This window comes from Streptomyces sp. KMM 9044 (genome assembly GCF_024701375.2).
Lineage (GTDB): Bacteria > Actinomycetota > Actinomycetes > Streptomycetales > Streptomycetaceae > Streptomyces.
Genome location: NZ_CP113910.1, coordinates 1,706,301 through 1,720,158 on the forward strand (window position 1 = coordinate 1,706,301; position 13,858 = coordinate 1,720,158).

The window sequence follows — 13,858 nt, forward strand, 5'->3', positions numbered from 1 at the left end:
TCGCGGAACTGGTCCGTCAGTGCCTGATCAGTGCCGACGGCACGCTGCCGGCCCAGGAGATCGCCGAGCGCACGGGGGTGAGCCGTCAGACCGCCCAGCGCTATCTCAAGCTTCTGGAGCGGACCGGCCGGGCCGTGCTGCCCCTCAGGTACGGCGACGCGGGCCGCCCGGAACACCGTTACGTGTGGGTGACCCGTACCTGAGCGTCGTCGCACGGCCCGGCATCCCACAGGCCCCCGCCACACGTGCTCGCGTCACACCGCCCCCGCGCCCGTCAGCGACCGCACCTCGGCCTCCGCGTGCTTGGCCTCGTCCGGGGTCTCGGCCGAGGTCACCGTGCCGAGCCAACCGGCGAGGAAACCGAGCGGGATGGAGACCAGGCCGGGGTTCTGGAGCGGGAAGAGGTGGAAGTCGACGCCGGGAAACAGGGATGCCGGGCTGCCGGAGACCACCGGGGAGAGCAGGACCAGCGCCATCGCCGGGATCAGCCCGCCGTAGACGGCCCACACGGCGCCCCTGGTGGTGAATCCGCGCCAGAACAGTGAGTAGAGCAGCACGGGCAGGTTGGCGGAAGCGGCCACGGCGAAGGCCAGCCCGACGAGGAAGGCGACGTTGAGATCGCGGGCCAGCAGGCCGAGCGCGATCGCGAGCACGCCGATGCCGAGCGCGGCCGCCCGGGCCACGGCCACCTCGCTGCGCGGTTTCCTGTCGCGGCGCCGCAGGGACGCGTACAGGTCGTGGGCGACGGACGCCGACGAGGCGAGCGTGATCCCGGCGACGACGGCGAGGATCGTGGCGAAGGCTGTCGCGGCGACGACCGCGAACAGCACCGTCCCGCCGGTGGAGCCGGCGCCGCCGCCGAGGTCGAGCGCCAGCAGCGGAACCGCCGTGTTCCCGGCCGTGTTGGACCCGCGTACGGCATCCGGTCCGACGATGGCCGCGGCACCGAAGCCGAGCACGATCGTCATCAGGTAGAACCCGCCGATCAGTCCGATCGGCCAGATGACCGAACGCCGGGCCGCCCGCGCGGTCGGGACGGTGTGGAAGCGGGACAGGATGTGCGGCAGCCCGGCCGTGCCCAGCACCAGCGCGAGTCCCAGGCTCATGAAGTCGAACCGGGAGGTCCAGTCCCCGCCGTAGGCGAGCCCGGGGGCCAGGAAGGCCTCCCCGTGACCGCTGCGCTCGGCCGCCGTGAGCAACATCCGGTTGAGGTCGCCGTGGAACCGCAGCAGGACGAGAACGGTCAGCGCGACGGTGCCACCGAGCAGCAGGACCGCCTTGACGATCTGGATCCAGGTGGTGGCCCGCATCCCTCCCATCGACACGTAGATCACCATGAGTGCCCCGACGCCGACGACGGTCCAGGCCTGCGCCGCCTCGCTCCGGCTGCCGGGCAGCAGCGCGACCAGGCTGCCCGCGCCCGCCATCTGCGCCACCAGGTACAGGACGGACACGGTGACCGACGACGTTCCCGCGGCGATACGCACGGGCCGTTCCCTCATCCGGGCCGCCACCACGTCGGCGAGGGTGAACCGGCCGCAGTTGCACACCAGTTCCGCGACCAGGAGCAGTACCACGAGCCAGGTCACCAGGAAGCCCACCGAGTACAGCATCCCGTCGTAGCCGAAAAGGGCGATCAGCCCGGAGATGCCACGGAGCGTCTTTCGGCATGTCCGGCGGGACTCTCGGGACCGCCTCCGCCCGAGTGGGGGCGGTCGTCTCTTTGGCGCATGCCCAAGGATGAACAGAACGGGTGGACCCCCGGCTCTTCTTCCCGTTCTGCTTCACCCCATCAGGTGACCGCTGGACCCCCTACGCGTCGATGCGCGACCGGTCCAGTGTCGCCGCCGAGTTGGAGATGAACTCCTTGCGCGGGGCGACGTCGTTGCCCATGAGCAGATCGAAGACCTGCTCGGCGGCCTCCAGGTCGGTGAGGTTGATCCGGCGCAGGGTGCGGTGGCGTGGGTCCATGGTCGTCTCGGCCAGTTGGTCGGCGTCCATCTCACCGAGGCCCTTGTAGCGCTGGATCGAGTCCTTGTAGCGGATGTTCCTGGTCTCGAAGTCCATCAGTCTGTCGCGCAGCTCACGGTCCGAGTACGTGTACACGTACTTGTCCTGGCCCCTCCTGGGCTGGACGAGCTCGACGCGGTGCAGCGGCGGCACCGCGGCGAACACCCGGCCGGACTCGACCATGGGCCGCATGTAGCGGTGGAACAGCGTCAGGAGCAGGGTGCGGATGTGGGAACCGTCCACATCGGCGTCGGTCATCATGATGATCTTGCCGTAACGCGCCGCGTCGATATCGAACGTCCGCCCGGATCCGGCCCCTATGACCTGGATGATCGCCCCGCACTCCGCGTTCTTCAGCATGTCCGTCACGGACGACTTCTGAACGTTGAGGATCTTGCCCCGGATCGGCAGCAGCGCCTGGAACTCGGAGTTCCGGGCGAGCTTCGCCGTGCCGAGCGCGGAGTCTCCCTCGACGATGAACAACTCGCTGCGCTCGACGTCGTCGCTGCGGCAGTCGGCGAGCTTGGCCGGCAGCGAGGAGGACTCCAGGGCCGTCTTGCGGCGCTGGGCATCCTTGTGCTGACGGGCGGCGATGCGCGTACGGGCCGCGGCGACCGCTTTCTCCAGGACCACACGGGCCTGCGGGGCGTCGTCGCGTTTGGTGGAGGTCAGGAAGGCCTTGAGCTCCCGGGAGATCACGGTGTTCACGATGCGTCGGGCCGCCGAGGTGCCGAGGACCTCCTTGGTCTGGCCCTCGAACTGCGGCTCGGACAGGCGGACGGTGACGACCGCTGTGAGGCCCTCCAAGGCGTCGTCCTTGACGACGTCGTCCTCGGCCACCCGCAGCATCTTCTTCGTACGCAGCACCTCGTTCACCGTCTTGGCGACGGCCTGCTCGAAGCCGGCGACATGGGTACCCCCCTTGGGGGTGGCGATGATGTTGACGAACGACCGGAGGGTCGTGTCGTAGCCGGTTCCCCAGCGCATCGCGACGTCGACGCCGAGCTCTCGGGTCACCTCGGTGGGGGTCATCTGGCCGCGCTCGTCCAGGACCGGGACCGTCTCCTTGAAGGTGCCCTGCCCAGTGAAGCGGAGGGTGTTGCAGACGGCCTTGTCGGTGGCCAGGAACTCGCAGAACTCGCTGATGCCTCCGTCGAAGCGGAAGGACTCCTCGCCCTTGCTGCCGCCGTCACCGAGCCCGAGTTCGTCGCGGACGACGATGGTCAGGCCGGGCACCAGGAACGCGGTCTGGCGGGCGCGCTGGTGCAGGGTCTCCAGGGCCGGCTTGGCGTCCTTGAGGAAGATCTGGCGGTCGGCCCAGTAGCGCACGCGCGTGCCGCTGCGGGCCTTCGGGATCTTCTTCGTCCTGCGCAGCCCGCTCCCGGCCTCGAACTTCGCGTCCGGCCCCAGGGCGGCGAAGGCGCCGGGAACACCGCGGCGGAAGCTGATCGCGTGGGTGTGCCCACCGCGGTCCACCTCGACGTCCAGCCGCGCGGAGAGCGCGTTGACCACGGACGCGCCGACGCCGTGCAGGCCGCCGGAGGCGGCGTACGAACCGCCGCCGAACTTGCCGCCGGCGTGCAGCTTGGTCATGACGACCTCAACACCCGAGAGGCCGGTCTTGGGTTCCACGTCGACCGGGATGCCCCGGCCGTTGTCCCGGACCTCCACCGAGCCGTCGTCATGGAGGATCACATCGATGTGGTCGCAGTGGCCCCCGAGGGCCTCGTCCACCGAGTTGTCGATGATCTCCCAGAGGCAGTGCATCAGACCGCGGCTGTCGGTCGACCCGATGTACATCCCGGGGCGCTTCCGCACGGCCTCGAGCCCCTCGAGGACGAGCAGGTGCCGCGCGGTGTAGTTGGAACCGTCCCGGTCTGCTCCTGCCAGCAGCGCTGTGGACGGCACGGACGTCTCGGCGGTCACGCGGTTCGCTCCTCGCTGAATTTCAGATGGGGCCCTCATGGGTAAGGGCACGTCACTTGTCACCGGTGAGAGGGTACCGAGGCCTGGTAGAGCCGTTGTCACGCCACCCTCGTCCGAAATCTAGACTAGTCGAGAGCCGTATATCTGTTCGATCTCTCGACGGAGTGAAGCACACATCACGTTCCCTTCCAGGCATGAACCATTTAGGCTCCGGGCACGTCCTCAAGAACAACCGGCAACCCAGCCGGGAGGGCCGACCACCACCCATACCACGCGAATCCGTACGACACAGAGACACGCGATACGGCACATTCGCCGCCAACCGGCAGCACCCAGCCACCTCGGAAAGATTTTTTCGAAGAGGAGCCACGAGCGGGAACGTTTTGGGGCTGGTTGGATGTTGACCCTGGTACGACAGCTCGTCGAGCTAGAGAAGAGGCGACGTGACTACTGTTCTGACCCCCGCGAGCCCACTGACGGCCGCCGATCGCTGCGACCGCTGCGGCGCCCAGGCATACCTGCGCGTCGTCCTGCTGAGCGGCGGAGAACTGCTCTTCTGCGCCCACCACGGCCGCAAGTTCGAGCCGGAACTCAAGAAGATCGCCGCCGAGATACAGGACGAGAGCGAGCGGCTGACCTCGCCGTCGGCCCCCGCCATCGAGGAAGAGCGCTGACACGGTGACTCTCTGACACCTCGCGTACGACGACGAGCCAACCCGGCACAGGCGGGCGAGAAGGGCGGCTGCCTCCCCTGCGGAGACAGCCGCCCTTTTCTCGTGCGTTCGTTCTCGTGCACTCGTTCTCGTCGTCTCGCGCGCTCCCGCTCCCCCAGGAGCTCTGGCGTCCCGGAAGCCACGGGGCGCCGGGATGAGGGCCCGGGAGACCCGCCCAGGGCCCGTCAGGCACCGTCGGGCGCCTTTCCGGCCTGGCGGGCCCGAGGCCCGTCGAGCGCCCGCATGACCTCGGACACACGCGTGTAGACCCCGGGAGAGTCCGCCCAGCCGCATCCGCTGCCCCAGGACACCAGGCCGATCAGCCTCCCCTCGGCCACCAGCGGTCCGCCGCTGTCCCCCTGGCAGGCGTCCGGCCCGCCGGCCTGCTCACCGGCGCACAGCATCGTCCCTGCGCGGTACGTGCCCTCGGCTCCGCCCGGGTACGCGGCCTCGCACACGGTGTCGCGCAGCACGCGCACCCGTGCCGCGTGAAGGCTGCCGGCGTAGGTCCCGAAGCCCGTGGTGTCCCCCCAGCCGTAGACGGTCGCCGGGGTGTCGGCCCAGTATCCGGGATCGCCCGCGCCGGCCATGCCGATCACCGAGCCGGAGGGCAGCGGTGAGGCCAGGGTGAGCACGGCGAAGTCGCCGGAGTTGCTGACCGGGTCGTATCCCGGGTTCACCCAGGCCTCACGCACCGCTGTCTCCTCGCCCTGCTCCGAGAGCAGGTCCGTACGGCCCGAGATCACTCTGAGGTCGGGCACCCGGTCCGGACGCGCCCCCAGGACCTCTTTGTCCATACAGTGGGCAGCGGTGAGCACGGTGGTCCGGCCGACGGCCACACCCCCGCAGAACTGTCCCGCCCGGGTACCCCCGAAGCGGTCACGGCTGGACAGCGCCACGGTCCACGGGCTCTGGGCCGCATCGACCGGGAAACCGCCGACGACGATGCGGTCCGCGACCGCCGGAGCAGCCGCTGCCAGGGGCATCGCGGCCGCGGCGGCGGCAAGGACCAGCGGCCGGACCAGAACCCGGGCCAGGCGACGACACATACTCTCTCCTCACACTGGGACATCGATGGGAAACACAGAGTGATCCACCTCGTCCCGCGCCGCACCCGCGGATCAGCACCTGGGCCCGTCCGGCGGACCATGCCGGACGGGCCCAGGACTCCGTTGCTCAATTCGGGGGAGGGTCACGCACCGCATCCGGGAGGGGCCGGCCGGGGCCGGACCGCCTCCTCGCGAGGCCCGTTCCCTGCGCCCCGTCCACGGGCCGGCGTCACTCTCCGCAATGGAGCAACAGAGTCGCCCAGGACCACAAAGACCACAGGCCCGGTCCCGCGAACGGGACCGGGCCTGTGGTCGGCCTTGTGGGGCTGTCGTGCTCGCCGCCGTGCTCGCTGTCTGTCCTAGTCGAGGTAGTCGCGCAGGACCTGGGAGCGCGAGGGGTGGCGCAGCTTCGACATGGTCTTGGACTCGATCTGGCGGATCCGCTCGCGCGTGACGCCGTACACCTTGCCGATCTCGTCGAGGGTCTTCGGCTGACCGTCGGTGAGACCGAAGCGCATGGAGACGACGCCCGCCTCGCGCTCGGACAGGGTGTCCAGGACGGAGTGCAGCTGCTCCTGCAGAAGCGTGAAGCTGACCGCGTCCGCCGGGACGACGGCCTCGGAGTCCTCGATGAGGTCACCGAACTCGCTGTCGCCGTCCTCGCCCAGCGGAGTATGCAGGGAGATGGGCTCGCGACCGTACTTCTGAACCTCGATGACCTTTTCCGGGGTCATGTCGAGTTCCTTGGCCAGCTCCTCCGGGGTGGGCTCGCGGCCCAGATCCTGGAGCATCTGGCGTTGCACACGCGCGAGCTTGTTGATGACCTCGACCATGTGCACCGGGATACGGATGGTGCGGGCCTGGTCGGCCATCGCGCGGGTGATCGCCTGACGGATCCACCAGGTGGCGTAGGTGGAGAACTTGTAGCCCTTGGTGTAGTCGAACTTCTCCACCGCGCGGATCAGACCGAGGTTTCCCTCCTGGATGAGGTCCAGGAAAAGCATGCCGCGGCCTGTGTAGCGCTTGGCCAGGGAGACCACCAGGCGGAGGTTGGCCTCCAGGAGGTGGTTCTTGGCGCGACGCCCGTCCTCTGCGATGATCTCCAGCTCGCGCTTGAGCTTCGGCGCCAGCTTGTCGGAGTTGGCCAGCTTGTCCTCGGCGAACAGACCGGCTTCGATCCGCTTGGCGAGCTCGACCTCCTGCTCGGCGTTGAGCAGGGGCACCTTACCGATCTGCTTGAGGTAGTCCTTGACCGGATCGGCGGTGGCACCGGCGGCGGCGACCTGCTGGGCGGGCGCGTCGTCCTCGTCCTCGTCGGAGAGGACGAAACCGGCGTTCTCCGTACCCTCCGGCTCGTCCGTCGCCTTGACCTCCTCGACGGCCTCCTCGTCGGTCGCCTCGGCCTCGTCCTTCTTGGCCGCGGTCTTCTTGGCGACCGTCTTCTTCACCGCCGCCTTCTTGGCGGGCGCCTTCTTCGCGGTGGTCTTCTTGGCAGCCGCCTTCTTGACAGGCGACTCCTCCTCGGCGATGGCGTCCGCGTCGGGCGCGGCCGGCATGGCGGCACTGGCCTTCCGCGGGGTCGTCGCCTTCGCCGCGACCGTCTTGGTCGCCGTGCGCTTGGCGGGACTCTTCGCTGCGACGCTCTTTCGGGTGCGCTTGGGCTCTGCGGCACTGACCATCAGCGTCACACCCTCTTCCTCGAGGATCTGGTTGAGGCTGCGCAGTACGTTCTTCCACTGAGTGGCCGGAATCTGGTCAGCTTCGAAGGCCCGACGCACGTCATCGCCGGCGATCTGCCCCTCAGCCTTTCCCCGCTCGATGAGCGCCATGACAGAGACGGATTCGGCGATCTCCGGCGGGAGCGTACGGGATGTGCTGGCCGACACGAACAACCTCTCGGGACGTTGAAAAACGACTTCCGGCCCCGTCCACGAGGGACAGGAGCCGACCGCCGGCTCGGGGATGGGCCGACGATGCGGGCGGGGGCCGGGAGATGCAACAGCGCCGTGAACGGCGTCCGTGTTCCCTCCGCGACTGCCACCTCTTAGGTCATCGCGTTCTTTCCAGGAGCGTTACGCCCAATCCGCGTGGCCCGAGTCACACCTCGTAAGCGCCCAGAATCGATCAGATCGGGACAAAGAGGGTCACTCGGGGGTGACGGCGACACCATGCCGGACCTTACGGCCCCTTCATCGCTGTAGGGCCCCGCGCGATCGAAGGTGATCGCGCGGGGCCCTACAGCGGGCGGCCCACCGGTCGGGCGTTGCCACAGGAGGGGGCGGCAGACCGGGCCGGGCCGCTCACGGAAGGCGGTCAGCGTTCGCGCGGGGCGGGCACCACTCGCTCGACCTCGGGGTGGACCGTCAGCAACTGGCGCATGGCCGCCTCGGCCGCCGCGCCGTCACCGCCGGCGAGCGCGTCGACGATCCGACCGTGATGCCCGAGCGACGCCTCGTTCGGCCGCTCACAACCCGCGACCGGGCCGCCCGAGACCTGCAGCGCGGCGGACACGATCCCGGAGAGGTGCTCCAGCATGCGGTTGCCGGCGACCTGGATCAGCAGCGAATGGAACTCGGCGTCGGCGCGGGCGAAGGTCAGCGCGTCCCCCTGCCCCATGGCGTGGCCCATGATCTCCACCATGTCGGACAGGCGCTGCTGGACGTCCTCGCGCCCGTGCCCGGCGGCGAGCCGGGCGGCCAGTGGCTCGATCGTCCAGCGCAGCTCGCTGAGCTCGCGGCGCTGGTCGTCGCGCTGCGGCCCGAAGGCCCGCCACTCGATGATGTCCGGGTCGAGAAGGTTCCAGTCGCTGACCGGGCGCACCCGCGTGCCGACATTGGGCCGGGCACTGACCAGGCCCTTGGCCTCCAGGACACGGAGCGACTCACGGACGACGGTGCGGGAGACCTCGAAGCGCTGGCCGATCTCCTCGGGGACCAGAGGGCGGTCGGCGCCCAGATCCCCCGAAACGATCATCTGACCCAGCTGCTGGACGAGCTGGCCGTGCAGCCCGCGGCCGCGGCTGCCCGCGCTGCGTCGCCCCGGGCGGCCCAGCTCGGAATCGGTGCCCCAGACAGGGGCCCCGGCACGGCCGCCGACGAGCGCGTCGGCGTAGGGGTAGCGGTCGAGTTCGCCCGGACCCGTGAGGCCGGAGTCTGCGGAGCGGGCGGTGGTCGTCATGGTGTGCGCAAGGGTACTCACGCATCTTTTGTCGGCGTGGCTCCCAACTCCCTTGAGGAGTTTGGTGAAAAGCACACGAAAGGGTGATCGCTCACCCTGTCGCAATTGACGCCTTATCGGAAAGAAGCGGGCTCCCTCGGGGGAGTTGCAGGCATGGAGGAACCGATCGGGGCGCGCCCGATCGTCATCGGACCCTGCTCCGGAAAAAGGCGAGCAGATACGCGCAGAGCAGCACCGCGAGGGACAACGCCAGTGCCCCGCCCACCGGTTGGGCGATCAACCGCAGCGCCCCCTCCAGATACCGTTCGCCCCCGAAGGGCCAGTGGGGCAGGGACACCTCACGCATCCGCAAAGGCGCCCCGGCCCCGGTCCGCACCGACGTCTCCTCCAGCAGCCTGCGCATGAGGGGCACGATGAGGAGGGGTACGGCGAGGACCGCGGCAAGACCGGCGGCGGTGGACCGGAAAACCCCCGCGGCCAGCACGCCCGCCCACGCACACCCGATCACGAGTCCGAGCCAACTCGCGCCGAGCGAAAGCCCGTCGGGCGGGATCTCGACGAGCTCCCGCCCGTAGACGAGGTAGAGCAGTTCGGCATCGCACCCGATCGTCAGGACGGCCAGCACGAGGGCGGAGACCGAGGCGACGAGGAGTTTGGCGGTCAGCAGTCCCAGCCGCCGGGGCACGCCGCCCCGGCCCGCCGCCAGGGCGGGGTGACGGAACTCGTCGCCGAAGGCCAGCGCCCCGAGCAGCCCCGCCCCTAGTGCTGCGGGCGGCAGAGGCAGTTCCCTGGGCCACGCGGCCAGCAGGCGCGGCTGCGGGGTGTGCCCGATCCGTGCCAGCAGTACGGCGGTGAGCGCTGACACCACGAGCACGGCCACCCCGACGAGGAACCCGGTCCCGATGCCGGTGGCCCGGCGAATCTCGTAGAGCAGCGGACGGAGGGGACGGAGGGCGGGGCGGACGGAGATGGGAGGCGGCAGCCCCGCCGTGGACCCGGACTCCGGCACCCGGACCTCACCTCCGGCGCGGAGGCCCGAGGGTGGAGGGCCGTCGGGTGGAAAGTCGGCGAAGCCGCCGGGATGCGCGGCATCAGGAACGGCGGCGGGGGCCGGCGGCGCGGTGGACGACGCTTCACCGTCCGGGGCAACCGGCTTTCCGGCGTGGGACGGGGTACCCGCACCCGGCCCCATGTCCCCGATCTCGTCCGCGAGTCGGTGGACGACGATACCGTGCCGAAAGGCGGTCTCACCGACGTCCGCGCAGGTACTGCCGTAGACGGAGATGCGGTTGCCGCCGTCCTCGGCCACCTCCACGGAACGCCGGGCGGTCCGGGCCTCCTTGGTGAGCAGCGCGGAGAGCCGGGCGGCGTGCGGGGTGCGGACGGCGACGCGGGGACGCAGCCGGGTACGCGAGAAGTCCGCGGCCGGCTGATCGGCCACGAGTCGGCCCTGATCGAGGGTGACCACACGGTCCGCGGTGCGCGCCGCCTCCTTGGGGTCGGCCGTTGTGCTCAAAACGGTGCCGCCCTGGTCCGCGTAGGCCCGGAGCATGCCGTGCAGCCAGCGGCTCTCGCCGGCGGACAGTCCGCGCGCGGGTTCGTCGAGCACGAGGGTGTGCGGATCCGCCAAGAGTGCGCAGGCGAGCCCGAGGCGTCGGTCCATGCCCCGCGAGAGGGCGCCGAGGCGTTCCTCCCGCAGGCTCACGAGCCCGACGGCTTCCAGGACTTCGTCCCCGCGCCGCACCGGAACCCCCGCCGCGGCGCACAGCATGCGGATGTGTCCGCGCACGGTGCGTGCGGGGTGGCCGGGCACCTCACCCAGCAGTACGCCGACTTCGCGGGACGGGTGGGCGATGCGGTGCAGTGGACGGCCTCTGAAGTAGGTGATGCCGCGGCCCGGTTGGAGTTCGAGCATGAGTCTGAGAGTCGTCGTCTTGCCCACGCCCGGTGCTCCGAGCAGCATCGTGACGCGACCTGCGTGCGCGTCGAAGGACACGTCGTCGACAGCGGGCGGAAGCTCTTTGCGCGGGCTGCTGGTCAGTCCGATGGCCTGGATCACCCGAAGCAAGATAGCGCGCCATATCGGATTTTTCGGGCACCGCAAGGCCTGCCGGCCACGGGGAATTCAGCCGCGCGGGGCCCGTGTCCACGACCCGCCCCCGTCCGGGGCCGGATGCCCCTGCAGTCGTCTCCGCTCTCCCACCCGTCCCCACCCGTCCCCACCCGCTCCCGACGTCCAGGCCGCTCGGTCCGATGCGGTCACACCTCGGGGCGCAGCATCGGCGGATTGAGCAGGGTGGCTCCGCCGGCCCTGAAGAGCTGGGCGGGACGGCCGCCCTGCCGGGTGGTCGTGCCACCCGTCGGCACGAGAAAGCCCGGTGTGCCCGTCACCTTGCGGTGGAAGTTGCGCGGGTCCAAGGCCACACCCCACACGGCCTCGTAGACACGGCGCAGCTCGCCGACGGTGAACTCGGGCGGACAGAAGGCCGTGGCCAGCGACGAGTACTCGATCTTGGAGCGGGCTCGCTCCACCCCGTCCGCCAGGATCTGCGCGTGGTCGAAGACGAGCGGCGCCACCGGCTCGCCGTCCCTGCCATAGCCCGCCTGTTGCAGCAGCTCCCCGACCCGGGCCCAGCGTGCGTTGCTGGCGTCGCCGCCCGCCCGGGGGGCGGGCAGGTCGGGGGCGAGGACGAGGTGTGCGACGCTGACGACCCGCATCCGGGGGTCGCGCTTGGGATCACCGTAGGTGGCGAGCTGCTCCAGGTGCGCACCGCCGGCCTGGGCGGGGACGCCGGGGTCGTGCACGCGCAGCCCGGTTTCCTCCGCCAGCTCACGTGCCGCCGCCTGCGCCAGGTCCTCGTCGGCCCGGACGAATCCGCCGGGAAGCGCCCAGCGTCCCTGAAACGGCGGTTCCCCCCTGCGTACCGCCAGCGCACACAGCACGTGGCGGCGCACAGTCAGCACGACCAGGTCCACGGTGACGGCAAAGGGCGGAAAGGCTGACGGATCGTAGGACATGCGGCGATCATAGTCGTCTGCCTGACGATAAACACTCCCCTCGCCGACGCCGTCGACAGCCGATCGGCTTCGGTCCGGTACTGCCCCGCCACGGGCGGACGACGGTCAACTCACCTGCGGGACGGGCTCCGGAGACGCCTGCGCCGCACCTCTCGCCCAATCGGCTGCCACCTCCCCTCCCGCCCGGTCACTCCTCCCCGGCACCGCCTTGGCTCCGGATCTGCATGCGTCCCCGCGAGGGTGCGGGGCGACGGCGTACAGCATCCGGCCTCTCGGTGCCGGGACGTACACCGCCCGGACGCGCGTCACCCACCGCCGTGCGAGGATGCGGAATCCGTACATTCGGGCGGCTGCCCTCCGCCCGCCCCCGACGCGGGGAACCGCCACCGGCGCCAGCGCCGGAGACGCGCTCGCGTCGTCGGCGGCGCGAGCGCGCTTCCCGGCCCAGGGCAACCGCGGGCCCGGAGGATGTGGACTCCCCCGCCGCACCGGGCCCGCCGTCTCCCGGATCCTCGCTGTCCGGATCCTCGCTGTCCGCACCGGTGGACTCCGGACCGTCGCCGTCCGTCTGCCCTTGGCCGTCGCGTTCCGAGCGCAGGCAGCGGCGGATCGATTCCGGATCGAGGCCCTCATTGCAGGCCTGGTGCAGCAGGCGGGCGAAGAGATAGTCGGGATCGGCGCCCAGGGCCATGGCGAGTGCCTCCCTGGCCTCCAGTTCGTCGCCGATGGACCAGGCGACCCAGCCGGCGAGTGTCAGGGGGGCCGCAGCGTGCTCACCGTACGATCCGACGCAGCGGCGGGCCAGCGCCCGCCACAGGCGGAGGGCGGGACCTGCCTCCTCGCCCTCCATCCACTCCGCCGCCCGGTCCCGGGTTGCGCGGTCCTGCAGACCGAGGATCAGCGTGGCGGCCTCGTCGTGCCGGAGCACTTCGTCGTCCCGCAGGTCCGCCGGGAGCGTGCCGGACACGGACGGGGCGCAGGCCAGCCTGCCCATGACACGCTCGGCCAGTTCCAGCGTCTGCCGGGCGACCTCGCTCCGTGCCGCCGCGTCGAGGATCTTGGGGACCAGCGTCCGGTGGGCGGAGTCCAGGGCGGTTTCCTGCTCGAGGGCGGCGGCGCGCTCCCACGGGAGGAACCTCGCCCGCAGTTCGCTCAGCGTGCCCCGGACCTGAAGTCCGGCGTAGGTCGCGGCGGCGGCCAGCACCGAGGTGCCCGGCAGTCCCATCGGCGTCCCGGCCTCGGGGCAGCACCCCTCGTCGTCGCAGCAGTACGACCAGAAACGGCCGCCCGAGAGGCACAGGGCCTCCACCACGGGAACGTCGAGGGCACCGCACTCCAGGCGCAGCGCGTGAGCGAGCGGGCCCAGCCGCTCCTTGACCCGCTGTCCGGGCTCGCGGTCCTCCGGTTCCTGGCAGAGGAAGACGACCATCTGCTCGGGCTTGGCGCCTCGGCGCTCGCTGCCCGTGACCAGCCCCTGGACCAGCTGGCGGGCGGCGGCGGGCCAGTCGTCCCGGTTCGCGGGGATACCGAGCCTGGCCCGGCCGCCGAACCTGCCCCGCCCGTCCTTGCCGTACAGGGCGACCAGGACGATGCTGTCCTCGGGGCGGTAGCCGAGCAGATAGGGCAGGGCGTCGGCGAGTTCGGCGGGGGTGCGCAGCGTGACCTGCTGTTCGCCGCCGTGGCTGCCGTAGGCGGTACAGGCGATGTCCGGCGCGCGCCCCGCGTGCGCGCTCCCGTTCTTGTGGGTCCTCGGCCCCGCAGCCCCGGCACCCTCGTCGTTGTCGTCGCGCCCCGGTAGGCCGGCGTGCTCGGCCCGCTCCCGACCGGTGATGCCGCCGTTTTCGGAGGATTCGTTCGTTTCGCTGCTGTTCGTCATGGGAGGACGGTCGCTCGGATCAGGAAATTCCGCTCGCCCTGTGGACAACTTCCTGCAGGGACACGTCAGGCACCCCATGTGACCTGCAT

Annotated in this window: 9 protein-coding genes and 1 pseudogene; 2 read left to right on the forward strand and 8 right to left on the reverse strand. The window is 70.6% G+C overall.

Translation table 11 applies throughout. The features are described from left to right. Positions 1–2: 2 nt before the first annotated feature. A pseudogene (locus HUV60_RS07720) lies at positions 3–203 on the forward strand (helix-turn-helix domain-containing protein); the annotation flags it as partial. 51 nt (positions 204–254) lie between these two features. Here HUV60_RS07720 and HUV60_RS07725 read toward each other — a convergent pair. After that, a complete protein-coding gene (locus HUV60_RS07725) occupies positions 255–1,748 on the reverse strand; it encodes a solute symporter family protein (RefSeq protein WP_443047504.1) in 1,494 nt (497 codons plus the stop codon). Positions 1,749–1,812: 64 nt separating this feature from the next. Beyond that, a complete protein-coding gene (locus HUV60_RS07730; RefSeq protein WP_257848115.1) occupies positions 1,813–3,936 on the reverse strand; it encodes a DNA gyrase/topoisomerase IV subunit B in 2,124 nt (707 codons plus the stop codon). 443 nt (positions 3,937–4,379) lie between these two features. Here HUV60_RS07730 and HUV60_RS07735 point away from each other — a divergent pair, with 443 nt between their 5' ends. After that, positions 4,380–4,610 (forward strand): DUF7455 domain-containing protein, encoded by a 231-nt coding sequence (locus tag HUV60_RS07735; RefSeq protein ID WP_257848114.1) that lies wholly within the window; start codon positions 4,380–4,382, stop codon positions 4,608–4,610. Positions 4,611–4,834: 224 nt separating this feature from the next. Here HUV60_RS07735 and HUV60_RS07740 read toward each other — a convergent pair whose 3' ends face one another. From HUV60_RS07740 to HUV60_RS07765, 6 genes are all read right to left on the reverse strand, one after another. Beyond that, entirely contained in the window at positions 4,835–5,698 is an 864-nt protein-coding gene (locus tag HUV60_RS07740) for a S1 family peptidase (RefSeq protein ID WP_257848113.1), read from the reverse strand. 359 nt (positions 5,699–6,057) lie between these two features. Further along, positions 6,058–7,584, reverse strand: coding sequence for an RNA polymerase sigma factor (locus HUV60_RS07745; RefSeq protein WP_257848112.1), 1,527 nt, complete (start codon positions 7,582–7,584; stop codon positions 6,058–6,060). A gap of 427 nt (positions 7,585–8,011) precedes the next feature. Continuing rightward, positions 8,012–8,896, reverse strand: coding sequence for a FadR/GntR family transcriptional regulator (locus tag HUV60_RS07750; protein ID WP_257848111.1), 885 nt, complete (start codon positions 8,894–8,896; stop codon positions 8,012–8,014). Positions 8,897–9,059: 163 nt separating this feature from the next. Beyond that, positions 9,060–10,934: an ABC transporter ATP-binding protein gene (locus HUV60_RS07755; RefSeq protein WP_257848110.1), complete on the reverse strand. Its 1,875-nt coding sequence runs from the start codon at positions 10,932–10,934 to the stop codon at positions 9,060–9,062. A gap of 200 nt (positions 10,935–11,134) precedes the next feature. Continuing rightward, positions 11,135–11,893, reverse strand: a complete 759-nt coding sequence (locus HUV60_RS07760; RefSeq protein ID WP_257848109.1) for an NUDIX hydrolase — start codon at positions 11,891–11,893, stop codon at positions 11,135–11,137. Positions 11,894–12,080: 187 nt separating this feature from the next. Then, positions 12,081–13,769 carry a DUF4192 domain-containing protein gene (locus HUV60_RS07765; protein WP_257848108.1) on the reverse strand — a complete coding sequence of 563 codons (1,689 nt, stop codon included), beginning with the start codon at positions 13,767–13,769 and terminating at the stop codon, positions 12,081–12,083. Between the last annotated feature and the right edge of the window lie 89 nt (positions 13,770–13,858).

Excerpts from the sequence above, each read along its gene's own strand:
- HUV60_RS07740 (WP_257848113.1), bottom strand. The coding sequence starts at position 5,698 with ATGTGTCGTCGCCTGGCCCGGGTTCTGGTCCGGCCGCTGGTCCTTGCC.
- HUV60_RS07765 (WP_257848108.1), bottom strand. The coding sequence starts at position 13,769 with ATGACGAACAGCAGCGAAACGAACGAATCCTCCGAAAACGGCGGCATC.
- HUV60_RS07760 (WP_257848109.1), bottom strand. The coding sequence starts at position 11,893 with ATGTCCTACGATCCGTCAGCCTTTCCGCCCTTTGCCGTCACCGTGGAC.